The 22,309-nt window shown below is 38.9% G+C and carries 20 protein-coding genes; 14 read left to right on the top strand and 6 right to left on the bottom strand.

What is annotated here, in order from left to right; all coding sequences use genetic code 11:
* The first annotated feature begins 25 nt into the window (after positions 1-25).
* From EHQ59_RS07880 to EHQ59_RS07830, 11 genes are all read left to right on the top strand, one after another.
* Entirely contained in the window at positions 26-556 is a 531-nt protein-coding gene (locus tag EHQ59_RS07880) for a LolA family protein (protein WP_425270134.1), read from the top strand.
* A gap of 2 nt (positions 557-558) precedes the next feature.
* Complete coding sequence (locus EHQ59_RS07875) at positions 559-2,517, top strand: hypothetical protein (RefSeq protein ID WP_135619033.1); 1,959 nt, start codon at positions 559-561, stop codon at positions 2,515-2,517.
* Positions 2,514-3,482: a tryptophan--tRNA ligase gene (trpS, locus tag EHQ59_RS07870; RefSeq protein WP_135619031.1), complete on the top strand. Its 969-nt coding sequence runs from the start codon at positions 2,514-2,516 to the stop codon at positions 3,480-3,482. Before EHQ59_RS07875 ends, trpS begins: the two co-directional genes overlap by 4 nt.
* A gap of 48 nt (positions 3,483-3,530) precedes the next feature.
* Complete coding sequence (locus EHQ59_RS07865; RefSeq protein ID WP_244245442.1) at positions 3,531-5,354, top strand: ComEC/Rec2 family competence protein; 1,824 nt, start codon at positions 3,531-3,533, stop codon at positions 5,352-5,354.
* On the top strand, positions 5,308-6,186 hold the full coding sequence (gene rsmA / locus EHQ59_RS07860) for a 16S rRNA (adenine(1518)-N(6)/adenine(1519)-N(6))-dimethyltransferase RsmA (RefSeq protein ID WP_135619027.1): 879 nt from the start codon (positions 5,308-5,310) through the stop codon (positions 6,184-6,186). Before EHQ59_RS07865 ends, rsmA begins: the two co-directional genes overlap by 47 nt.
* An 18-nt stretch (positions 6,187-6,204) precedes the next feature.
* On the top strand, positions 6,205-7,446 hold the full coding sequence (locus tag EHQ59_RS07855; RefSeq protein ID WP_135619025.1) for a sterol desaturase family protein: 1,242 nt from the start codon (positions 6,205-6,207) through the stop codon (positions 7,444-7,446).
* Between the two features lie 350 nt (positions 7,447-7,796).
* Positions 7,797-8,582: a M23 family metallopeptidase gene (locus tag EHQ59_RS07850; RefSeq protein ID WP_135619023.1), complete on the top strand. Its 786-nt coding sequence runs from the start codon at positions 7,797-7,799 to the stop codon at positions 8,580-8,582.
* A gap of 5 nt (positions 8,583-8,587) precedes the next feature.
* Entirely contained in the window at positions 8,588-9,415 is an 828-nt protein-coding gene (locus EHQ59_RS07845) for an HAD family hydrolase (RefSeq protein WP_135619021.1), read from the top strand.
* Complete coding sequence (rsmI, locus tag EHQ59_RS07840) at positions 9,412-10,098, top strand: 16S rRNA (cytidine(1402)-2'-O)-methyltransferase (RefSeq protein ID WP_135619019.1); 687 nt, start codon at positions 9,412-9,414, stop codon at positions 10,096-10,098. The genes EHQ59_RS07845 and rsmI overlap by 4 nt, the downstream gene beginning before the upstream one ends.
* 39 nt (positions 10,099-10,137) lie before the next feature.
* Positions 10,138-10,761, top strand: a complete 624-nt coding sequence (locus tag EHQ59_RS07835) for a helix-turn-helix domain-containing protein (RefSeq protein ID WP_012388122.1) — start codon at positions 10,138-10,140, stop codon at positions 10,759-10,761.
* A 2-nt stretch (positions 10,762-10,763) separates the two neighbouring features.
* Positions 10,764-11,690 carry a 50S ribosomal protein L11 methyltransferase gene (locus EHQ59_RS07830; protein ID WP_135619017.1) on the top strand — a complete coding sequence of 309 codons (927 nt, stop codon included), beginning with the start codon at positions 10,764-10,766 and terminating at the stop codon, positions 11,688-11,690.
* Here EHQ59_RS07830 and EHQ59_RS07825 read toward each other — a convergent pair.
* Positions 11,687-13,717 (bottom strand): 7TM diverse intracellular signaling domain-containing protein, encoded by a 2,031-nt coding sequence (locus EHQ59_RS07825; RefSeq protein WP_244245441.1) that lies wholly within the window; start codon positions 13,715-13,717, stop codon positions 11,687-11,689. The genes EHQ59_RS07830 and EHQ59_RS07825 overlap by 4 nt on opposite strands.
* A 189-nt stretch (positions 13,718-13,906) precedes the next feature.
* Between EHQ59_RS07825 and EHQ59_RS07820 the strand changes: the two genes are divergently transcribed.
* Entirely contained in the window at positions 13,907-15,283 is a 1,377-nt protein-coding gene (locus EHQ59_RS07820; protein ID WP_135619013.1) for a flavin monoamine oxidase family protein, read from the top strand.
* Here the strand turns inward: EHQ59_RS07820 and EHQ59_RS07815 are convergent.
* Positions 15,280-16,392, bottom strand: coding sequence for an acyltransferase family protein (locus EHQ59_RS07815; protein WP_135619011.1), 1,113 nt, complete (start codon positions 16,390-16,392; stop codon positions 15,280-15,282). The genes EHQ59_RS07820 and EHQ59_RS07815 overlap by 4 nt on opposite strands.
* A 49-nt stretch (positions 16,393-16,441) precedes the next feature.
* Between EHQ59_RS07815 and EHQ59_RS07810 the strand changes: the two genes are divergently transcribed.
* On the top strand, positions 16,442-16,735 hold the full coding sequence (locus EHQ59_RS07810) for an HNH endonuclease (RefSeq protein WP_135619009.1): 294 nt from the start codon (positions 16,442-16,444) through the stop codon (positions 16,733-16,735).
* Positions 16,735-17,100, top strand: coding sequence for a DUF1292 domain-containing protein (locus tag EHQ59_RS07805; RefSeq protein ID WP_135619007.1), 366 nt, complete (start codon positions 16,735-16,737; stop codon positions 17,098-17,100). Before EHQ59_RS07810 ends, EHQ59_RS07805 begins: the two co-directional genes overlap by 1 nt.
* On the opposite strand, the gene EHQ59_RS07800 is transcribed toward EHQ59_RS07805, so the two are convergent.
* The 4 genes from EHQ59_RS07800 to EHQ59_RS07785 are packed head-to-tail and all read right to left on the bottom strand — an operon-like array spanning position 17,084 to position 22,244.
* Complete coding sequence (locus tag EHQ59_RS07800) at positions 17,084-17,506, bottom strand: MaoC family dehydratase (RefSeq protein WP_135619005.1); 423 nt, start codon at positions 17,504-17,506, stop codon at positions 17,084-17,086. The genes EHQ59_RS07805 and EHQ59_RS07800 overlap by 17 nt on opposite strands.
* A 5-nt stretch (positions 17,507-17,511) precedes the next feature.
* Positions 17,512-18,768: a sensor histidine kinase gene (locus EHQ59_RS07795; RefSeq protein WP_135619003.1), complete on the bottom strand. Its 1,257-nt coding sequence runs from the start codon at positions 18,766-18,768 to the stop codon at positions 17,512-17,514.
* Positions 18,769-18,771: 3 nt separating this feature from the next.
* Positions 18,772-20,346 carry an acyl-CoA dehydrogenase family protein gene (locus EHQ59_RS07790; protein ID WP_135619001.1) on the bottom strand — a complete coding sequence of 525 codons (1,575 nt, stop codon included), beginning with the start codon at positions 20,344-20,346 and terminating at the stop codon, positions 18,772-18,774.
* Positions 20,343-22,244 (bottom strand): AMP-dependent synthetase/ligase, encoded by a 1,902-nt coding sequence (locus EHQ59_RS07785; protein ID WP_135618999.1) that lies wholly within the window; start codon positions 22,242-22,244, stop codon positions 20,343-20,345. Before EHQ59_RS07785 ends, EHQ59_RS07790 begins: the two co-directional genes overlap by 4 nt.
* Between the last annotated feature and the right edge of the window lie 65 nt (positions 22,245-22,309).

Below are 22,309 nucleotides of genomic sequence, written 5' to 3'. Positions count from 1 at the left end.
GATCGTTCTCCTTTTCTCTGTCCAAATGGGTTCCCTTTGGGCAGAGGATGGAAGAGATCGTCTCAATGCCGTCATCGGCAAAATGAACTCCCTTGAAAGTTTTCGCGCCTCTGTCACTCTAAATGGTGGCCTCACTGGCGTGGTCTCTTACAAAAGCCCAAACCAACTCCATGTGCGTTTCAGTGACGGAAGGATCATCTCTTCGAATGGTCGCATTTTATGGTTTTATAATCCCGATTCCTCCATTGCAGGAAAACAAGATCTAAAGGGTGTTTCTGGGGGACTTGGTGGCCTACTCTCTGGTTATGAAAATGTAACCGTCAGTGGAAGAACGTTTCGCCTCACATCCAACACAAAACGTTATAACGAAATCATTTTGGTTGTCTCTGATAATGACCTCCCGCGCGTACTGAAAATGAAACGTTCCGATGATGAAATCACAGAAATCGCATTCTCAGGAATTGCGACTAATATTGGTCTTGGAACAGGACTATTTAACTTTCAACCTCCCACAAGCTCACAGATTGTTGAGAACCCTCTCAACCAAAAGGAGTAATTGTGACACCAGTTTCTCGTACAGAAGCACACCGTGTTTTTGCAGATTTATATCGTAAAACAAGAACACCGGAACACCAACAACTGATCGATGAAGCCATCTTAAAATCGAATGATGTCTTCATTCGGATTGATCTCATCCGGAAAGTGGACGAAGACTACGAAAACAAAAACAAACCTAAAAAAGAAGAGAGCCGCGATCGTGGCCTACCAGAAAGAGAACAACCGCGAAGAGAAGTTGTCTCACGCAGTGTTACTCCCGATCCCAAACCAAAACGATCGAGTGACCTAGTCACAATTGATAGTGCCAAACAAAAACAAAACCCGGCCAGAAAAAAGGCCATCGAACAAAGACAAGGTGGGGGACTACTCGCTGGACTTTTTGGTGGTGGAAACAATGCCAATAGTTCGATTGGAAAATTCGCCAAAGAATCTGGAACTATCGATATTGGATTATTTGGACGTAATCCCGCGATTTCCAATAATGTGGAAAAAATCTTTCGTGGATTAAAAGAAGACGTTCTCATCCCCACCATCCAAGCTCTTCGTGTTTCCGAACAACAAGGTTGGAGAATTTGGACTCCGCTCGTTTACAATATTATCAATAATTTTAATAAGTTTTTTAATGCCTTTGCATCACTTGATGCTCTCATCTTGGATAAAATTTCTGCGGATATCTTTTTAGAACGTTCGCTTAAGATGCAGATGTTTTATGTACGTTTTTTACAAAGAGATGATGCTAAAGATATCATTTTGTCGAACTTACCAGACATCGTCAAAATGGATGATAAACTCACACCTAAACTAAACAAAATCATGGAAGGTGTGAACTATGCTCTTAATTTAGAAAACAACAGACCTAAGTTATCCGACGCAATCACTGCTTTTTATATCGTTGCCAAAAAGAAAATGTTCACTTGGCCAGAAATTGTAGCTGATTTACGTGTTCCACCAATACAAGAACATAAATTCCAAGCAGCTCGCGAAATCCAAAAGGAAGTGGAAATCACTGTTGCTAAAATTTCCGACGATATCAATACAAGAACTTTCAAAAAAGAAGAATTACAAAACCTACGATCTCGCTATTTTTCAATTGATGACAAAGGGAAAATCAGTTTTGATTTTTTAAACCAAGTGGTAGACGATTACATGGCGCATCATATGCCAGAATCGGCAAAAAGCCAAACTGTCAAAAATAGTTACAAATCTCAACCACACCGGTTAGTGTATTTATTACTACGCGACTTACAAACAGTTTACATCAATGTGATTGAAGGTTACGTGCGGTTAGGTGACAAAAACCAAAACCAAGAACTTCTCCTCATCCAACCTGGACTTTTCCGAAACGAAATCGACGAACTCAATTCCCTTGTTCGAACCATTGATAATTTTAATAAAAAATTTCCAAGTTTCCAATATAGTTTTCAACAGTATGGAATGGATTATAGCACAGGAAATGCAGCATCCGACCAAATTGCAGGAACCATTGTGCAAGCTCTACAAGAAGCATCTGAATTTTTTGGAAGTTTTGCAGGGAAACTCAATATCATCGTTGAAAACCATTTGATGGCAAAGGTGACAGAATCCAAAGGGAAAGCAAATGACAAAATTGCTTCCACCAAAGACAAAGTGATCGAGGAAGTCAAAATAGCTCAAAGATTTATCCCACACTACGACAAAGCGGTTGTCGCAAAAGAAAGAATCAATGGGATGAAAGTGGAAGATGTTTTCATCCAGTTCACTAAGTATTTATATAATTATGCAGTGATTTTTAAAGATCCTACAACAACTTCGAAACTCACTGCTCATAGAAAAATCGAACAAGAACTGATCAAACTCAATAAAGAATACGAAAGGCTTACCTATTCCACATTCCACAAAGATAGTGGAAATCCAGAACCAACGGGTGAGACAAATAGTTCGGAAACAAACGAGACAACAGGGCAAGAGGAAAATACTTGAGAGTCCTTACTGGTTTACAACCTTCCGGCAAATTACATTTAGGAAATTATTTTTCAGCGATCAAAAAAATCTTAGATTACCAATCCAAAGAAGAACTTTTTTTATTCATCGCAAACCTACATGCTTTAACCACGTTTCGTTCCAAAGAAGAATTAAAAGACTACACCTTAGGTTGTGCTCTCGATTTACTCGCGCTAGGTGTTGATCCAAACAAATCTGTATTTTGGGTGCAAAGTGATGTGCCAGAAGTAACAGAACTCACTTGGTATTTATCGCAATCCATTACAGTTTCCCAATTACAATTGGCTCATTCTTTTAAAGACAAAGTTGCAAAAGGATTTGTTCCAGGAGCAGGACTATTTACCTACCCAATCCTTATGGCAAGTGACATCTTACTGTTTTCAGCTGAAAAAGTCCCAGTAGGCAAAGACCAAAAACAACATTTGGAATTTGCACGAGATATTGCAGAAAGGTTCAATGCACAATTTGGACCTGTTCTCACATTACCAGAACCTGATATTGATGAATCCACTGCAACAGTTCCAGGAATCGATGGAGCCAAGATGTCAAAGTCTTACAACAATACGATCGACTTCTTTGGAACTGAAAAAGAAATCAAAAAGAAAGTGATGGCCATTGTCAGTGATTCAAAAGCGATCGAAGAACCAAAAGATCCAGATACTTCGATCATTTACCAAATCCACTCTCTATTTTTATCTCCTTCCGAAAGAGAAACCCAAAAAGAAAAATACAAACAAGGTGGATTTGGCTATGGAGATCTCAAAAAAGACTTATTAGAATCCATCCTCACCCATTTTGCTCCTTTCCGATCCAAACGAGAAGAACTAACACAAAACTTAGATTATGTGCATTCTGTTTTGGCAAAAGGAAAAGAAAAAGCAAAAGAAGTAGCCCAATCAAAATTAACCGAAGTGCGAAAGACTTTGGGAATTTATCCTTTTTAATTTCTAAGAGACCAAAATACACAATCGAAAACCTCTCACTTCGTGAGAGTGAAAACAAAACTACTCCCGAATTCTACCTTTGGTTGGTTTGGATTAGGCATTTGTATTACTGGCGTCAGCTTTCGTTTTGGTAGAGAGATTCCTGGATTTTACTTATATCTCTTTTGTTTTTCGATCCTCAGTGTTTCCATTCTTTTCATTTTTCCACCTTTCTTTCCCAAAAAGTGGGAAACGAATTTACAATCATTTATGATTGCTACCCTGGTGTTTGTATTATTCGCAAACACAAACCATGTATCGGAGAAAAGACAAACGAGAACTTGGTTTCGTAGTTTGCTTGTGGATACCTGCAAACATTCTCACCTATCCCCCTTGGAACAAAGAATTGTGATTGGGCTTGTCACTGGTTCTACAAGTGAGATTCCAAGAGACTTTAAAGAAATTGCAAAGGAATCGGGAATCTTACACCTCTTTGCAGCATCTGGTTTACACTTAGGGATTTTTATTGGTAGCCTTCAATTTTTAGGAAACCTAATTTTTTCTAAACAGAGGTGGATTTCTATCCTACTCTCTCTGGGATTCGGTTGGTATTATTTGTATCTATTAAACTTTCCTGTTTCTTTTGTGCGAGCATACTCATTTGCTTTTTTCACCTTGGTTTCCTCACTTCTCTATCGCAAAATTGCTGTTAGTGATTTACTCATCATTTCTTCGGCAGCTATCACATTCTTTTTGTTTTCTGATTTTTTGAGTATAGGCTTTTTACTCTCGTTTGGTGCCGTGTTTGGAATTTTTTATCTCAAACCAAGTTTGGACCAAATGATTTTTCCGCATTCAAAATCCTTACTTAAAGAAAATTTGACTCTCACCTTGGTTTGTTCTCTTTGTAGTTTTCCCATTCTTGTTACCTACTTTCATTCTTTCTCCTATGGTGGAATTTGGATTAACTATCTTTTGGTTCCCTTGGCAGGAATTTTACTCCCTTGTATTTATATCACTTTGTTTTTACAAACCATCCTTCCGGTTCGTTTGGAAGTTGTTCTTTCCGATTGGATTTGGACACCAGTAGCATATCTCCTATCTCTTTTTTTGCGAATCTTCCAGTTCTTATCAGAATCAGGGAGGGGGTATCGAATTTGGGAGAAGGAGTCCTATCTCCTTGTTTGGTTTTCTTTGTTTCTCATTTTGATCCTTTGGTTTATCTATCGATGGGACTTTCACAAAATCAAATTCTTTCGCTGGATTTTGCCGAGTCTTCTCGTTTCGTTTTTTCCCTTGGGCTACTTTTTTCCCAAAAAAGAATCACTCCCTGTGATTTTCCAAAAAGGGAAAGGGTATTTTACCATCGCCATAGAAGATCGATTGTTTCTTTACGGAACCTGTTCTCCTTACAAACGTTTCGAGTTACCAAACACAAATAAGGAAATCCAAACCATCCTCTTTGAATCCGAATCGTGTTTGCAAACCGTTCTCCGACTGAAAAAAAAACAAAATCTCCCAAACATTGTCTGGTTTGATCAAAACAACTCACCCTTTCAGAAATCCATGTTTATGGATGGAATCCAAATCCAAACTTCCGAGCGTTTGGGGCAAGAAATCAAAAAAGAGTTTAGCTTGTTTCGGTTTGACGGCAATCCAAAGGGAATTCCTTCTTTATTACGATCGCTTAAGGAAACAGAACAAAAGAAAATCAGAGAAACTTGGAAAGGATTTCTCATTTTGGATTTTCCCCTTTGGAAAAAAAAGGAAGCGAAAGAATGGATCGCCTACCAAAAACTACTTGGGATTTCTAACGCATGGAAAATCCTCATCGTTGAGGATCAATTTGAAATCCCCCTACTCCACGATCTCACAAATCCAAACCTTCTTTGAACAAAAAGGTATCCGTGCCCAAAAGAAATTTGGTCAAAATTTCCTCATTGATGGGAACATTGTGGAGTACATTGTCAATGTCGCAAAACCTTTGTTTGTGGAAGAGGATATATCCTTGGCCGAAATTGGGATTGGCCTGGGAACCCTTACCTACCCCATCCTGAGTTTGCAAAAACAAACCGATCTCTTTGAAATTGATTTTGCCTATATTCAATTGGCACAGGAAGAAATTTTACCTAAATTCCCAAAAGCAAATTTGTATGCGGGAGACGCCTTAGAAAATTTATTCCATATCTTCCCGAAACGAGTGTTTGTATTTGGCAATTTGCCCTACCACCTAACAACGGAAATCATCAATACACTCATCATCCATTGCCGTAAGTTCCAAGGTGGGATCTTTATGGTGCAAAAGGAATTTGCGGAACGACTTGTGAAAGAAACATCTTCCCTTTCCATCTTTTTGTCCGCATTTTGTGATGTGAAATACCTAAAAACGGTTCACAAAAACTGTTTTTTTCCTATCCCCAAAATCCATTCCGCTTTGATTTTACTCACTCCGAAATCAAAAGTTGGGAAAGAAGATTGGTCACCGAAAACGGAAGAGGAAGTGGCTCTTTGGTCTCGGATGTTACGCACCCTTTTTTGGGGAAAACGAAAACAAATCCAAGTGAGTTTACGAGAGTCCCCGTTTTCCGAGGATCCTAAATTTCGAGAAGCCTTGGGCCAGGCACTGGTGCAATCCGGCATCCCTCCGACCAAACGCCCGGAAGAATTGAACCATGAACAATTTCTGAATCTTGGTCAACATTTGCTTGACATTTTGTCAAAATGATGTCAAATCTATTCCGCTATGTTCGAGAATTTCCAAGCTCCTCAAATTGTTACCTTTGCCATCCCCGTTTTTTTCCTTTTGATTGGGATTGAGGTATATATCGGTTACCGTAAAAACAAAGACTTGTACCGGCTCAATGATTCCATTGCTGACTTAAGCACGGGGATTATCTCCCAGATCTGGGGACTTTTCCAAAAGGGAGTTGGTCTTTATGCTTATTTTTACATCTACGAACACTTTCGTTTTTTTGAATTCGCCATGACCAACCCTTGGGCTTGGGTGCTCTGCATCGTTGGCCAAGACTTTTGTTATTACTGGTCTCACAGGTTAGCCCATGAAGTGAATTTCCTTTGGGCGGGACATGTCATCCACCACCACAGTGAAGAATACAATCTTGTGGTTGCCCTAAGACAAACGGGACTCGGTGGACTTGTATCTTGGATTTTTTATGTTCCCCTCGCTCTCATTGGGTTTCACCCATGGATGTATTTGGCAAGTGGACAAATCAATTTGATTTATCAATTTTGGGTTCATACCAAAGCCGTCGGAAAAATTGGAAAGATTGGGGAATACATTCTTTCCACTCCTTCTCACCACAGAGTGCACCATGCAATCAATCCGATCTATATCGACAAAAATCATGGTGGGATCTTTATCATCTTTGATCGCATGTTTGGGACCTTCCGAGAAGAAACGGAACCCTGTGTGTATGGAACGGTAAAACCACTGAAGAGTTTTAACCCCGTTTATGCCAATTTCCATTATTATTGGGAACTCATCAAACAAGCCTTCCAAGCGGAGTATTTTTTAGATAAAATTTTGGTCTTTTTGAAACCTCCCGGTTGGATCCCAAGGCAAGGAAACAAACCGGCTGGATTTTTACCCATCCCAGAGGTGAGTCCCAAAACCTTCCAAAAGTATGATCCGAAACCAGCAGGCGAAGTGAAGACCTATACGACCACTTGGTTTGTTCTCGTATTACTCCTTTCCTTTGCCTTTTTATTGTTTGTTCCCAAATTCAGTTTAGTTTCCCAAATCCTCGTCACGATTTGGGTCACGCTGTCTCTTGTGTCCATCAATGCGCTCATTGAAAACAAAACTTGGGCAGGAGCTCTGGAGATAACGAGACTACTCTTTGGATTTTTAGTCCTCGGATACTTTGATGTGGGTTGGGCTTACTATGCAATTGGCATCGTTTGTCTTATCGTGGCAGGCATTTACCTCTACAGAACGGGACAACAAAAGACCCAAGCTGTGTAACTCTCTCCGTCCCACTAAAAAAGAGGGGGCACCCCAAGGAACTCGGGAACCTTACCCCTCTTTTTTCTAAAGAACAGGATCACAAAAACCGTGTTCCTGTTTTCTTCCTGCTTTTGAAAACCCTTCCGAAAGAAAACTGATCCCAATCCCAATCGAGATTCCGCCGATTCATGGCAGAACCATCGTTTTCACGGAATTTCTCCCTCGGAAAAGGAAATGACAGCAAACGGAATCACTTTCTTATGTCACATAAAAGCCATGATTGAGGCAAGTTGCCGACCTCTTCGCCTTGACCCGACGAGGGGTCGTGAGAATTTGGCATTGCACCATAGTTTTTGAGGCGAAATGAGATGAAGCGAAACCGCAGTTACTATATCATACTGGTCCTAATCCTCTTTGTCGTGACCTACTCGGCCTATGCGGCATACCAAAAACAAAAAAACGGTCCTGTTTTTTTAGACAACCATGTCTTCCAACGCTACAACGACCAATGGGGACTTTGGGTAGACCTGAATGTCGAGAAAAAAAGCCTTCTCGAGAAAGCATCCGAGTTCGGAATTCTTGCTAGCGAAGTGATGGAGATCAACCACCTCACAGAAGCGGAACTCAATCGTTTGAAACGATCTATTTTTTTCCCATACTCTGCGGAATACATGAGAAACCTCCAAGAAAAGGAACTCTTCCGCGAAACCATTGAATCTCCGATTGACCAATTCATATGGCCTGTTTTACCCAATAACAAATCAAGGATCTCTTCCCGGATTGGAAGGCGATGGAATACCTGGCATACAGGTCTCGACATTGCCATTCCTAAAAACTCCATCGTCCTAGCTGCGGCAGATGGTGTGGTGGAAGAAGCAGGACGTGGTGGCGATTACGGCCTTGCCGTCAAAATTTACCACCATGACATGAACCATTTCCACACCGTTTATGGCCACAACCAAGAGTTACTCGTAAAACCAGGTGATATTGTCAAAAAAGGACAAATCATTGCCTTCTCTGGAAATACGGGAAAGTCAACGGGACCACATGTCCACTTCGAAGTTCGATTTCATAATGTGTATTTGAATCCAGAAAACTTTCTCACTCCTTTTGAAGAAGGGATTGCCACAAACCTAGTTGGCTACGCAGACTAAGTTTTGTGACAAACCTTACCAAGAATAGTTGGACAGACGAAGTTTATGATCGTCTGACAACTCTTATCCCGAAAAAAACAGGCATTGTCTGTTTTGATTTTGATCATACTCTCATTCGAAATGATTTTGGCGAAAAAATCATGGACCAACTCATCATGGAAGGTCTTTCGTTTTTACCCAAAGATCTTTCTCCTTTTTTTCGTGACCAAACACTTTGGAAAGACCATACCAAACTCAGTCTCGCTGAAAAAGAACATTTGGTTTGGGAAGAATACACTTACCAATTAAAAGAATTTGGAATCGAACGAGGATACCGTTGGACTTGTTTTTTATTCCAAGGTCTTACCCACAAAGATTATTATGATGTGTCTCGCCGTGCCTGGGAACGGGTGAACCAACCTCACGAAGAGTCAGGTGTTTTCCCACAAGTAGAGATGAAAGACCTCATCCAGTATTTGAACCACCACAATTGGAAGGTGTTTATTGTCACTGCCTCTCCAGAACCAGGAATTGCGGCCATTGCTCATCATTTTCCTGTTTTAGAATCTCATGTGATTGGCATGAAACAAGTATTAGATGAAAACGGAAAATACACTCATGAACTCATAGAACCCTATACCTATGGAGAAGGGAAAGTGAGAGCCATTGAAGAACGAATTGGCGTTTATCCCGATTTGGTTTTTGGTGATTCCTTTAATGACTATCCAATGTTATGCAAAGCAAAAGAATTTGCTGTCGCCATCGACAAAGGAGATCCGAATTTTGTAAAAGCATGTTCGGAAAAAGGAATCCTCATCCAACCGTATTTTAATTTTCCAACACTCACCAAATGAATCGACTGTATTTAGTATCCAATTCCATCGGAAATGATTTAGACATTCCACCTCGCACCAAACAATTGCTAGAAGAAGCAGATTGGATTTTAGGGGAAGAACAAAGAACCACCTCTACCCTTCTCAAAAAACTAGGGATCACAAAACCCTTTGACCTTTTAAATGAACATACCTCTCGGACGGAGATGGATGAGATTGGAATGAAGCTGGCCATGACCAAAAAAACCTGTCTCATCTCCGATTCTGGCAGTCCAGGCCTCGAAGACCCTGGCAAATGGCTTGTTCCCCTAGCTTGGGAAATGGGTGTGGAAGTGCGTTCTGCTCCAGGGCCCACTGCCCTTGTTTCTGCTCTGACAAGCTCTGGGTTTGCGACCTCTCCATTTTTATTCCTTGGATTTTTACCGAGAGAGGAAAAAGAAAGAGAGAGAACCTTAAAACAATACCTGGGTCTTGGCATCACGCTTGCCTTTTATGAAACGCCCTACAGAGCCAAACATTGTTTGGAAACTTTGGCAAAAGTCCTACCCCATGATCGTCGGATTTTCCTTGCCCTAGGAATCTCTTTCGCACACGAAACTTCTTACCGAGGCAGTGCCAAAGAAGTCCAAAAAAAATTCCCCCAAGGAATGAAGTTACCTCCAGTATTTATCATCGAAGAGAAAAAAGAAAGACCCAAACGTTAGTTTCTTGACAGTACCTCTGTTATATTGGACGCTTGGACAATGGTTAGTAAAGTAGAACAAAGTAGTGACGGATTAGATCCACTCATTTCAGAATCAGGCGACTATATAACAGACGTCGTCAAAGAAAACCTGAAACTCATCCGCCACACCAAAGGATTTTCCTTGGACAAACTCGCAAACCGATGTGGTGTGAGCCGAGCGATGTTGTCCCAAATTGAACAAGGGAAATCAGTTCCAACCATTTCCGTTTTGTGGAAAATTGCAAACGGACTCAATGTTCCTTTTTCGGAACTCTTAAAAGAAAAAAACCAAGACGGTATCCATATTCTAAAAGCCGAAAACTCCAAAGTTCTCTATTCTAACTCAAAAGTTTTTGCGAGTCGTGCCCTATTTCCTTTTCTAGGTAATCGCAAAACAGAATTTTATGAACTCATTTTGAAACCGGGTGGCCATGAAGTGGCGGAACCACATAAAACAGGAACCACAGAAAACCTCGTCGTAGTTTCGGGAAAACTCCGTTTGCGAGTGGGCGAAAAGGTAGTGGAACTCGAACCAAAAGATTCTGTGTTTTTTAAAGCAGATGTTTCTCATGAATATTCCAATCCAACCGACCAAGAAACCTTAATGTATTTGGTCATGGATTATACGGATGAAATAGGTTAAGTTTGGAATACCGAGAACTCAAAGTTAATTTACCCAAAGAACTCTCTGATTCGTTTTACGAACTCTTAGATTCTTTACAATGTGTAGGTTATTACGAAATTCTTTTTGATGGAGAAGCTCCAAAAGAAAAAGACCAAGGTCTTATTCGCGACAATACCAATATTCGTATTTACTTACAAACGGATGAGGTAGAAAAAGAATTAAAAATTATAATTTTTTTAAAACTTTACGCACCTAACAATTCCAATTCGGAATCTCGAATCATTGAAACAAGGGATTACGAAGAAGCATATAAAGAATATTATAAACCGTTCCCAATTGGAAATAAACTTTGGGTGATCCCTACTTGGGAAAAAAACGAACCAAACACCATTGCTCTTTGGAAACCAACAGGAGGAATTCCTTTATTTATCAATCCAGGTGTTGCTTTCGGAACAGGTCACCACGAAACAACAAAACTCATTTTAGAACATTTGGATTCTCTTTATGCGGAAGGTAAGTTTTCTTTTTTATCTGCTTGTGATGTAGGAACTGGATCTGGAATTTTATCCATAGGCCTTGCCAAGTTTGGAGTGAATAAAATTTTTGCTTTGGACATCGATCCCAATGCCGTGAAAGCAGCTTGGTCAAACTGGACAGAAAACGAATACCCCAAAGGGTTTCAATTCAGCGTAGAAGAGTCTGGCATTGATAATCCAAAATTATCAAACCAGTCCTATAACTTGGCAATTGCAAATATCACATTTGCTGTGCTTTCACAAAACATCCGTCATCTGGCAAAAATCAATGCACCTCGAATCATTTTTTCAGGTATCATCACCGAAAAAAAAGATGAATTTTTAAGTTTATTACAAAGCCACTTACCAGGCAAACTTCTCTACTCCAAAGAATGGAATGAGTGGTGGGTCCTAGATTGGCAAAGAAATTAATCTCGGTTTAAAAACTTAATCAAACTGACTTGATTGCCTTTTTCGTTGTATTCAATCCGATCGAATACAGATTTTGTCATTAGAATCCCACGACCATGTTGGACATGAGCTTCGTTCATTTCATCAATGGATTTATCCATATGTTTTTTATGATCGAATCCTCGTCCTTCATCCGTGATTCGATAAGCCACATATTCATGGCTAAAGGAATATTCAATTTTCACTTTTTTATGGCGGTATCTTGGGTCTTCCTGGCGTTTTTGTAAAAACTCCAAATAATTTCCTTCCATCAGAGCATGGGATTTTTCATCAAAACTAATGTTTAAATTCCCATGTTCTACGGCATTGATGATGATCTCTCTCACAGAAGATCGAATTTCCGTTTGTTCAATTGTGGTAAGGTATTTGGAAAGTTGCGCTGTAATTTTTTGAGAAACAAGCTCTGCATTTCGCAAATAATTGTTCATCGAAATTTCAATTTTTTCTGATTCAATGAGTTGGATGATGGTGTCTTCATATTCAGGAGACAATGTCATTAACACTTCCCTCGTTTCTTCAAAATCAATGTATTGGATCCGACAAACCATTTCTTTTGGTTCTTTTACATACTTTTGAGAGAGTTCGGTTTTAAAATTGATCGCAGATCCTGTCATTTTCAAATCTGTCAGTTTATCATTCACAAACATGACATTGTAGTCGGATTTTTGATCACGGCCTGTATAGAGGATTTCCGTGATTTTTTTATCACGAAGGTCATCCAATCGATACCCAAGATGTTTTGACAAAGATCGATTGGCATTGATGATTTCAAAATTTTCATTCATCATCAAAATCACTTCGTCTGAACCTTGGAAAATTTCTCGGAATCGTTTTTCTGATTCTTCGATTTTGATTTTAGCATGAGATAAATCTCTTAGGTTTTCTCTGAGGCTTCTGGTTAAAAAATTAATCCTATCAGCAAGTCCAAGTGATAACAAAATGGTTTGTAAGGCTGTTCCCATTTGGATGGTCCAACGAGTGATATGGTTGTCTGATAAAAATCCCAAACTTTTTAAGGAATAAAGCAACACACCTAACAAAAAGAAAGCCCATGAAATCAAATAATAACGAGCCGTGCGAACATTTGCAAGATAGGTAAAAGTTCCACTATAAACCAGTAATAATGCTGTAGGAACCGTGAGTAATATGGACGTAACCATAGCAATGCGGTAACTTAATAAAAAGGTAACCGCAGAAAAAATGACTAATATTCCAACCCAAACCCAAATTAACTTAGATACTTTCGGTAAATATTTTTTTAAGCTCAGATAATTGTTCGTGAAGATGACACCCGTGATACAAGACAAACAAATGAAAAACGGTAAGGAATAATTTGCCCAAAACACCCAATTCGGCCAAATGTATTGAAAGGCAAAACCATTGTTCACCAAGTGAAAGAAAAAAATGGAACTTATAAAAAAGAGATAGAGTAAGTAACTTTTTTCATATGTGAAGATATAAATGAAAAAATTATAAGCAATCATCACAAACAAAATCCCATAAAAAATACCAAAGATCATTTGTTCTTTGTTTAGTTTTTCATAAAATTCCTTTTCCGTCCAAACTTGGAGAGTGAGTGGGATGGTGGATTCCGATTGGATCTTCAGGTAATAAACAGATTTTCCATTGGGTGGAGTCTCCAAAGGGAAAACCGGATTACGGTAGTCCACATTCCTTTCTGAAAACGCAAACGTATCACCGAGAGTTCGTTTGGAATCTTTTGGAAATGGTTCACCAAAAATTTGGATTTCATCCAGTAAGGGAAAATCAAATAATAGATTCCAACGCAGTAAGGTGTTAGTGGGGTTAAACACTTCCATTCGCACCCAAAAGATGGACTTGGAAAATCCTAAATTAGGAGAGTCTAGAATCTTAAACTCTTGGTCCTTGGCACCTGAGAGAATCTCTTCGTTTGTTAGGGAATGGGTTGGATCTTCGAATACCTGCACCTCTTTCCAAATGGACTCTCCAAACATTTCTGTTTTCAATTGGATGACAGGACTTGCGTGACTCCCCCTCGGCAAAAAGAGGAAACCGAAAATGATACAAACGAAGAATGGAATGGAGGATCGGGAGAAGGTTCTTGTATTTCGCATAAAAAGCCAAAATCAATAGATTCTATTTTAGTAATTTTTCTAGCCTTTTTTGTTTTGAGTGCTAAAATAGGGGAAAGTTCTATGAATCGAAAAACCTTCCTCAAAAATTTGACTATTACTGCCGCTGGAGTGAACCTCCTCTTTCCCAAGAAAAGCTTCGGACAATCCACAGGAGTTGTGACTGCAGAGACAAAACCTAGAACGAGTGGTTCCAAACGTGCCATCATTCTCGGTGGTGGACTTTCCGGCCTCTATTCCGCTTATTTACTCAAACAAACTGGATATGAAGTTATAGTGGTCGAACGAGGAGACTCGTTTGGCGGAAGAATCGCGACATATACCAATCCCGAATTGGGAATTCTACAAGACTTAGGTGGAGAATGGATTAGCGAGAACCAAACAGATATCAAAAGTTTGGTAAAACAATTGGGACTGGAACTTGTATCCTCTAGTATTGCAGAACGATTTTCATTAACAAAATCGAATCAAGAATTCCTTAAAATCTCAACTTCCTCCATCGACACTTTAGACAAAGTCATCGACTTACACAAGTCACTTGGGGCAAACCAAAAACAAGGTTTAGACAAAATCAATTTTTCTTCTTATGCTCGTTACCAAGGTCTCACAGAAGAAGAGATTCAATCCATGAATGATTTATACCGAGTGATTTTGGGAGCAGATTTAAACCAAATCTCAAGTGAGTCAGTTTTGGACGACCTCTCAGCCCTGCAATCTGCTCTGAAACCTAAATACCAAGTCAAAGCAGGTGCTTATCAAATCATTCAGTCCTTAGTCTCTCAATTAAAAGGTCAGGAACTTCTGACAGGAGAAATTGCGGTAAAAGTTTCCCAACAAAAAAACCAAGTTTCTGTGGAACTTCAGTCAGGAAGAACGATTAAAGGGAATTTAGTTGTTTGTACATTACCCGCCTCTTCTTTGTTAGATATCAAATGGACACCTACTCTACCGAAAGATTTCATTTATTCAGCACTCCGGATGCAAACAGGTAAAATTTCCAAAAATCTATGTTTTGTGAAATCAAATGCCAATCTTTCCAACTACTTTCAAACCACTGCCACTGCCGCAGAAACATTATATGTCTCTGATTTAGCAATTGGTCAAAATATAACTGCCGTTACCTCCATTTCCACAGGAGACAAGGCCTCCTTATTTGAAAAAGGAACTGATCGCCAGAAAAAAAATCTAATGACATCTGCATTGGAAGAAGTGGGAAATTTGAACTTACATGTAGAGAATCCGTTTCACTTTCATAGTTTTCAAAAAACAACAGGTAGGCCAGGATTTGTTTCCCTTTTCCCACCTGGAAGTTATGGAATCAAAGATGTATGGAATGAACCTTTCGAAAGAGTATTTTTTGCAGGGGAACATCTCGCATTACATACAGGAAGTATGGATTCGGCTGTTGCCTCCGCCATTCAGGCCATTAGCAAAACTTAACCCAGTTTCAATCCAAACAAAAAACGTAATGGTTTGGTCCTTTGGATGAAAAACTCATAGAGGATAAAACTTAGGCTTAAAACTACTAAATTGTGAAGGATAAATTTTTCCCAAACTGGGAGAGAGGACTCCTTCACAAAATAAGCAAACACAAGTGAGATGGGATGGTGGACAAGGTAAATTGGCAAACTTGCTTCAATGATATAACGTCCGAGTTTCCCATCTTGGTTTCCAAAACGAACAAAAACATCCACAAAAAACAAAGTCCAAATATAAGGCGATGCCACCCATAAAAAAATATGGAAAGAGCGATACCATGGGTTTGCATAAGAGAAGTAAATCCAAAGTGGATCATTGATTTCATACTCCATGAGTAAAAGAGAAAATACCAATGCCCAAAGAAACAAGGCAAATGGTTTGTAACGAGAAGAGGAAGTTTGGATTAAAATTCCTTTCCATTCATAACAAAACACCCCTGCGATAAAAAAAGAAAACTGATACGTAAAGGTAAGTTTAAAAATTCCGAAATAGGATTCTCCTTTTCCAAATTGGGTATGTGCACCTAACACGAAGAGAAAACAGATCACAAAAAGAATATAGAATCGGTAAGTAAAATTATGAACAAAATTTCCTTTTGCTAATTGAGAGATCCATTTGTGAAGAACTAGGTAAATCATACTAAAACAAAATAGATCCACTAAAAACCAAATGTGTGAATGTTGGAATTTTTCTTTCGTAAAAAATTGAATCAAAAAATCAACAAGGTCGAGACTTGGTATTTTGGATTTCTCCATTAGAAAATATTGGATTGGTGCCAAAAACAAAAGGCCAAACAATGTGGGAACAAGGACTCTTCGCAACCTACCGTCTAAATAAAATTTATTTCCCTTTTTTTGGACAACCATTGCGGAAAAAAATCCAGAGATCATATAAAACATGGGCATCCGAAAACTGTGGATCCAATAACAAAAATAGGATAAAATCGAACTCCTCTCTTGTGTTTGGATCGCATATTGGATGTCTGCGGCATACACAATGGCCGAGTGGAAAACAATTCCAAGTAATAACGCAAAAGAACGTAAATTGTCTAGGTAGATGAGTCGTCCCATTCCTCCATCTTTTTCTTGACGAAGAGAAAAAAACAGATTTTTTTAAATCATGACAGAACCTCCACTCGAGCCATTTTTCTCTGACATCGACGATGAAGAGATCAGGCGAGAACGAAAAAAAGCAAAAGATCTAAAAAACACTGCTTGGTGGAAAAACAAACGTTCTTCAGGGATTTGTCATTATTGTGGAAAAAAATTCAAAGTAGATGAGTTAACTATGGACCATCTAATTCCTCTTATACGAGGAGGAAAGTCTGTAAAAGCAAATTTGGTTCCTGCTTGCAAAGAATGTAATTTTAAAAAGAAACATAGCCTACCGTTTGAAAAGGAATTTTTCACGTAATGGAAACAAACAATTTTGGATTCCAAGCGGATGATTTTTTACCGAATCGAACCACAGAAGAAATCGATTTGGTGGATGAAAACGGGAATAGTTACCAATGGGAAGTATTTTATTCTTTTTCCTTAATGGGAAATGACTACTTGGTCTTTTTACCAACAACAGAACAAGAATATCAATTTGTGAACGTTGAAATGGATGATCCTGATTCAGATGTGCCAGGTTACATTGTGATGCGACTTGGCCAAGATGAAGCAGGAGAAGAAATCTTAGAAGAAATATTGGATTTCGATGAACTCGAAGAAATCCGCGAATTTGTAGAAGACGAAATTGGACTGGTTGGACAATTCCTCAACCGGGAGGAATGACTAAGGTTTCCCCTTTACTGACAACTTCTCCTTTTTGATTGCTCCATACAATTTTCATTTTCACTGCTTTCAGGCGTTCCATTTTTGCAGTCACTTCCACGAGGCATGTGATTGTATCTCCAAAATAAACTGGTTTCCGAAACTTGGTTGTGGTTTCTAAGGCAACTGTTCCAAGACCAGGTAACTTCATTCCAAGCACGGGAGCAAGTAAAGAAGCAGCAAGTCCTCCATGAGCAATCCTTGTACCAAAACTAGTTGTTTTAGCATACTCTTCATCTACATGTAATGGATTAAAGTCTCCACTGATCCCTGCAAAAAGATACACATCAGTTTCTGATATTGTTTTCGTAAACGATGCTCTCTCTCCAATTTGAATTTCTGAAAAACTTTTACCTTTCGCGTACATAAAACCTACAATGATGAATTAGATTTTGAATTCATTTTTTTGGGTGAAAATGAAAAATGATAAAAAACACCTTGGTTAGGACTAGAGATACAACTCACTTCTTTTCCGTTTAATTGACTTGATAACGAAAAAATCACGGACAATCCGATCGTTTCTGCTTTATGATAATCAAACCCTTCTGGAAATCCGATTCCATTGTCTCTGTATTTCAGTTCAAATTGATGATTTTCGCCCACTATAAATTCAATTTGAATCCTCGCATCTGGTTTTGCCACCTTGAAAGCATGACGAAAACTATTGGTTAACATTTCAGTGATCATAAGACCCATAGGGATCGCATCAATGATGTTAAACTCCATTTTTTGAATGTCGAGTTCAATCGAAATATCAGCTCTCATATACATGAGTTTGATATTTTCAACAAGACTTGTGATATAATCTACCGAACTCAGGCCCGATAAGTTTTTACCACTGTATAATTTTTCGTGAACCAGTGCAATGGCTTTGATGCGAACAATACTTTGTTCTAAGATATCAGCAGTTTCTCTAGGAGAAGAATACACCTGCAATTGCAAAAAAGAAATGATCACTGCTAAATTGTTTTTCACACGATGGTGAACTTCGGTAAGAAGTGTTTCATTTTCTTTTAAGGATTGTTCCAATTTCGTTTGGTTTTCCATGTAACTTGTCATATCGGAAATGACAGCTACTGCTTTGTTTGGACTCCCATCTTTAGAAGGAATGAACAGACGATGTTCCAAGGCCCATTTGATTTTTCCGTCGCTCATTTGGATGCGATACAGTAAACCTGTGTGGTTTTCTTTTAATTGGTTCATCCAAATATGAGACATACGAGCACGGTCTGCTTCAAACACACGATCGATCAAAAGTTGTGGATTTGCGATGATCTCTTTTGTTTTGAGATCAAATAAACGAGAAACTTGTTCACTTAGAAAATCAATTTTCCAAGTATCTAAATTGAAAACGATAACAGCGTCTTCAATCCTTTCTAAAATCACTTGGAATAGTTGGTCCGATTCAAATTTTTCGGATAATACTTTTTTTTGATTTTTTAATTCGCGAACAAGTAAAACATAAATCACAAATGCGGAGAGAGCAACGAATCCCCAACCTTTGAAACTTTGAATTTCTCTCGTGTCTTCTGCCGATTGGAAAAAAAGAGAGATGGCATAATCTGAAAAGTAAATCCAGAGAAACCCGAAAAACAAATAAAATATCGCAATTCGGGCTGCTGCTTTCACAATTTAGGCCAACTCCTGCAAGGTTGAAAAACGACTATGAACTGTTTCCTCAATCTTAGATCCCATTTCTCTGTAGAGAGCCCAGAGTTCCGTTAACTCATTTGGGACATATGGATTCAGGCGACTCATAGACATCAAATACTTACCCACAAGATAATACGAAAGTAAGTTCCGATCTATCATTTTTTCTTGCTTCGAATAAGATTCTGTCTTTTTATGAGTATCAATCTCAGATAAAAACAAGATCACAAATACAGATAATACATCTGCAAAGGCAAATTCAATGGATTGTTGTTTTTTACAATTCGATTCCCCATCCATTTTCAGAATGATTTCAAACAATAGGTTTTGAATGGAATCCGCTTGGTTTTTAGGAGATTCGATTCTCACAAATTCCTTTTGGAATTTTTCTTTCCCTGAATACAATGAGGAAATAATGGATCGTTGGATTTCACTCGTGCCTCCACCGATCGTCCCAAGTTTTACATCTCGGTAAAATCGTTCCACTGCGTATTCTTTCATGTAACCATATCCACCAAACAATTGTACGGTGTCTTTTGCTACATCTTCCGCAAGTTCCGAAGAAATCAATTTTCCCAAACTACTTTCTAAGGGAGATGGAATTCCTCTATCTTTTCGTTCTGCTACCCAATAGATCAATCTTCTGGCGGCTTGGATATAAACCCAATTGCGAACGAGGATATCTCTCATTCCATAAAAACTAGAAATGGACTTACCAAATTGGACTCGTTCATTTGCGTAACGGATCCCTTTGCGAAAACAAAACTCCATGGCTCCGGCAAGACCTGCCACAAACACAGTTCTTTCCCATTCCAAAGTTTCCTTTCCAATTCGCATAAAACCAGTGTTTAACGGTCCAAGCAAATTTTCTTTTGGGATCACCATATCTTCAAACACCAACTCTGCTGTCATAGATGTGTGATGACCAAGTTTTTTTAGGACTTTACTGACCTTAAAACCAGGTGTATGACTTTCCACAAGGAAAGCACTAATCCCCATTGGCCCTCTTCCTTTTTCGGAAGTCCTAGCCATCACCACAAACACTTGTCCGACGGGACCATTGGTGATAAAGGTTTTAGATCCATTTAGTTTCCAACCACCTTCCACTTCTTCCGCTCTGGTCAGAAGAGATGCAGCATCCGAACCAGATGCTGGTTCTGTCAGAGCAAATCCAGCCATCCACTCACCAGTCGCAAGTTTTGTTAGGTATTTGGTTTTTTGTTCTTCTGTTCCTTGGAAAACGATAGGCATGGTTCCGATCACCAAATGTGCTACCCAAGACAAACCAATTCCGCCATCAAGAGATCCTGAGGCAAAGGCATCCGTAGCGATAGAACATAACAAACAACTGGCTCCTTCTCCTCCATATTCTGTAGGAATAGTAAGTCCTGTTAAACCGGCTTTCGAAAACTCTTTCCAGAGTTCGTCCGACCAAATTTCTTTTTCATCTCTTTCTTCAGAAGAGGGAAATACTTTCTCTTCCGAAAATTGAAACACTGTATTGTAAAAACTTCGTTCCTCATCATTTAGATAAGGATTTAGTTTTGGGTTAATCATTGGTAAATTCCTTCAATTTGTTTTGAAAATACATCCGAAATGATGTTTCGTTTCATTTTAAGAGTTCGTGTCATTTCTACATCTGGATCAAAAGGTCTTGGAACCACATAGAAATTGTTAGCTGGAATCATTTCAAAGGACTTAAATCCATTTTCTCGTGAAATGATTTTAGAGATTTCAGAACGGAACAATTCTCTCACTTTTGCATTTGTATTCCATTCGATTGCTTTCTCTTTAGAGATTCCTTGCACTTTGGCTTCTACTGCTTCAAAATTAGGAACAATGAGTGCAGCGAGTGTTTTTTTGTCATGTCCTACTACCATCACTTGGTCAATGTAAGGGGATGTAAGTAATTTATCTTCGATTGGGATGGGTTCTACGTTTTCACCACCAATGAGAGCGATGGTATCTTTAGAACGACCAGCAAACACTAGTTCGTTTCGATGAGAAATCATCATCAAATCTCCCGTATCAAAAAAACCATCTGCATCAAACACAACTTGGTTGAGTTCAGGTCGTTTATAATATCCTTTGAGGATTTGTTTGGATTTAATCCAAAGTGTTCCTTTTTCACCAGTTTTAGTAAGGATTTTACCTGTTTCGTCTTTTAATCGAATGGAATATCCATCAATGGGAATTCCCACTGTTCCTTTTGTTGGTTTGGAATTGGAACGAATGGAAACCACAGCCGAGGTTTCTGTCATTCCATACCCTTCTAAAACTTTTAACCCAATGGCAGATAAAAATCCATCTACAACACTTGGTAATGCAGAACCTGCCGAAATACAGATACGAATCCTTCCACCGAGTGCTTTATGAATGGTGGAAAAAATTTTGATGCTAAGTAACTTAAACGGGGAAAGTAAAATCAAAATCAAAAAAGCATAACTTCGTTTGCAAAAGGAAACTAAAAAATTTGGTTTTTGAATTTCAAATTCAAATCCTTTAAACATCGCATAATACTTTGCCCAAGTTGCACCGACACCTAAAAAGAAATGGAATAATTTTTCTTTAAAACCACCTTCTTTGGCGACCTTAGCCATGATTCCATTATAAACAGATTCCCAAATTCGGGGAACAGAAGGAAATATAGTTGGACGAAAGTCTCGAAGATCATCCTTGAGACTTGTCATATTGGAAATTAAAAAATCCAAACCAAGAAAGATTCCTGCGTATTCAATCGCTCTTTCAAACGCATGCCAAGGTGGTAATAAACTGACTGCATTGTCATTGGAATTCATATCCAAACGAGCAATGGTATTTTGAATGGCAGTGATCCAACCTTTTTGGGATAACATCACTCCTTTCGGATTTCCTGTTGTGCCTGAAGTATAAATCAAAGTGGCAAGTGCATCAGGATCAATTTGTTTGAGCCTATCCTCTAAGTTTTGTTTTCCATTTTCCTTCCAAAGAGTTTTCCCCTTTTCTACGAGAGATACAATAGAATCCGAACCAGAAAGTAATTCCCCTTGTTCATTTTCTAATACAAAAATTTGTTTGAGATGAGGAAGTTCACCTAACAAGTCTTCGATTCTTTTTTTGTCTTTAGGTTTTTGAACCACAAGAAATTTGGCTTCAGAATGGTTGAGGATATATAAAATTTCTTCGCGGACAATGTCTGTTCCTCTAGGAACCACAACGGCTCCTGCAGAGAGAATCGATAGGTCGGTCCGAAGCCAATTGACGGATGCGTCACAAAAAAAACCAATTCGGTCTCCAACAGCAACACCAAGGTCGATGAAACCGAGAGTCAAGTGGTCGACAAACTCCTTCAATTCTCCAAAACTGATCCCAGGGAATTCAGTAGCGGACTTCCGTTTCCGAAACGAGATTTTGTTTGGGAAGGTAGCGGCGACGGTTTCCAATGCTTGGTAGAGATTTTGGTAGTTCTGGTTCATGGTTTTGCCTTTTTCAGTTCGTTCTTTTTACAGGAAATGTAGGATGGATAAAAAACCACTGTTCG

The sequence above is a fragment of the Leptospira kemamanensis genome (assembly GCF_004769665.1).
Lineage (GTDB): Bacteria > Spirochaetota > Leptospiria > Leptospirales > Leptospiraceae > Leptospira_A > Leptospira_A kemamanensis.
The sequence above is the reverse complement of the archived record's forward strand: the minus strand, read 5'-3'. Positions and strand labels throughout refer to the sequence as shown.

Coding starts and splice junctions, on each gene's coding strand:
- EHQ59_RS07880 (WP_425270134.1), top strand. CDS start 26: ATGGGTTCCCTTTGGGCAGAGGATGGAAGAGATCGTCTCAATGCCGTC.
- EHQ59_RS07855 (WP_135619025.1), top strand. CDS start 6,205: ATGTTCGAGAATTTCCAAGCTCCTCAAATTGTTACCTTTGCCATCCCC.
- EHQ59_RS07850 (WP_135619023.1), top strand. CDS start 7,797: ATGAAGCGAAACCGCAGTTACTATATCATACTGGTCCTAATCCTCTTT.
- rsmI (WP_135619019.1), top strand. CDS start 9,412: ATGAATCGACTGTATTTAGTATCCAATTCCATCGGAAATGATTTAGAC.
- EHQ59_RS07835 (WP_012388122.1), top strand. CDS start 10,138: ATGGTTAGTAAAGTAGAACAAAGTAGTGACGGATTAGATCCACTCATT.
- EHQ59_RS07820 (WP_135619013.1), top strand. CDS start 13,907: ATGAATCGAAAAACCTTCCTCAAAAATTTGACTATTACTGCCGCTGGA.
- EHQ59_RS07815 (WP_135619011.1), bottom strand. CDS start 16,392: ATGGGACGACTCATCTACCTAGACAATTTACGTTCTTTTGCGTTATTA.
- EHQ59_RS07810 (WP_135619009.1), top strand. CDS start 16,442: ATGACAGAACCTCCACTCGAGCCATTTTTCTCTGACATCGACGATGAA.
- EHQ59_RS07805 (WP_135619007.1), top strand. CDS start 16,735: ATGGAAACAAACAATTTTGGATTCCAAGCGGATGATTTTTTACCGAAT.
- EHQ59_RS07800 (WP_135619005.1), bottom strand. CDS start 17,506: ATGTACGCGAAAGGTAAAAGTTTTTCAGAAATTCAAATTGGAGAGAGA.
- EHQ59_RS07790 (WP_135619001.1), bottom strand. CDS start 20,346: ATGATTAACCCAAAACTAAATCCTTATCTAAATGATGAGGAACGAAGT.
- EHQ59_RS07785 (WP_135618999.1), bottom strand. CDS start 22,244: ATGAACCAGAACTACCAAAATCTCTACCAAGCATTGGAAACCGTCGCC.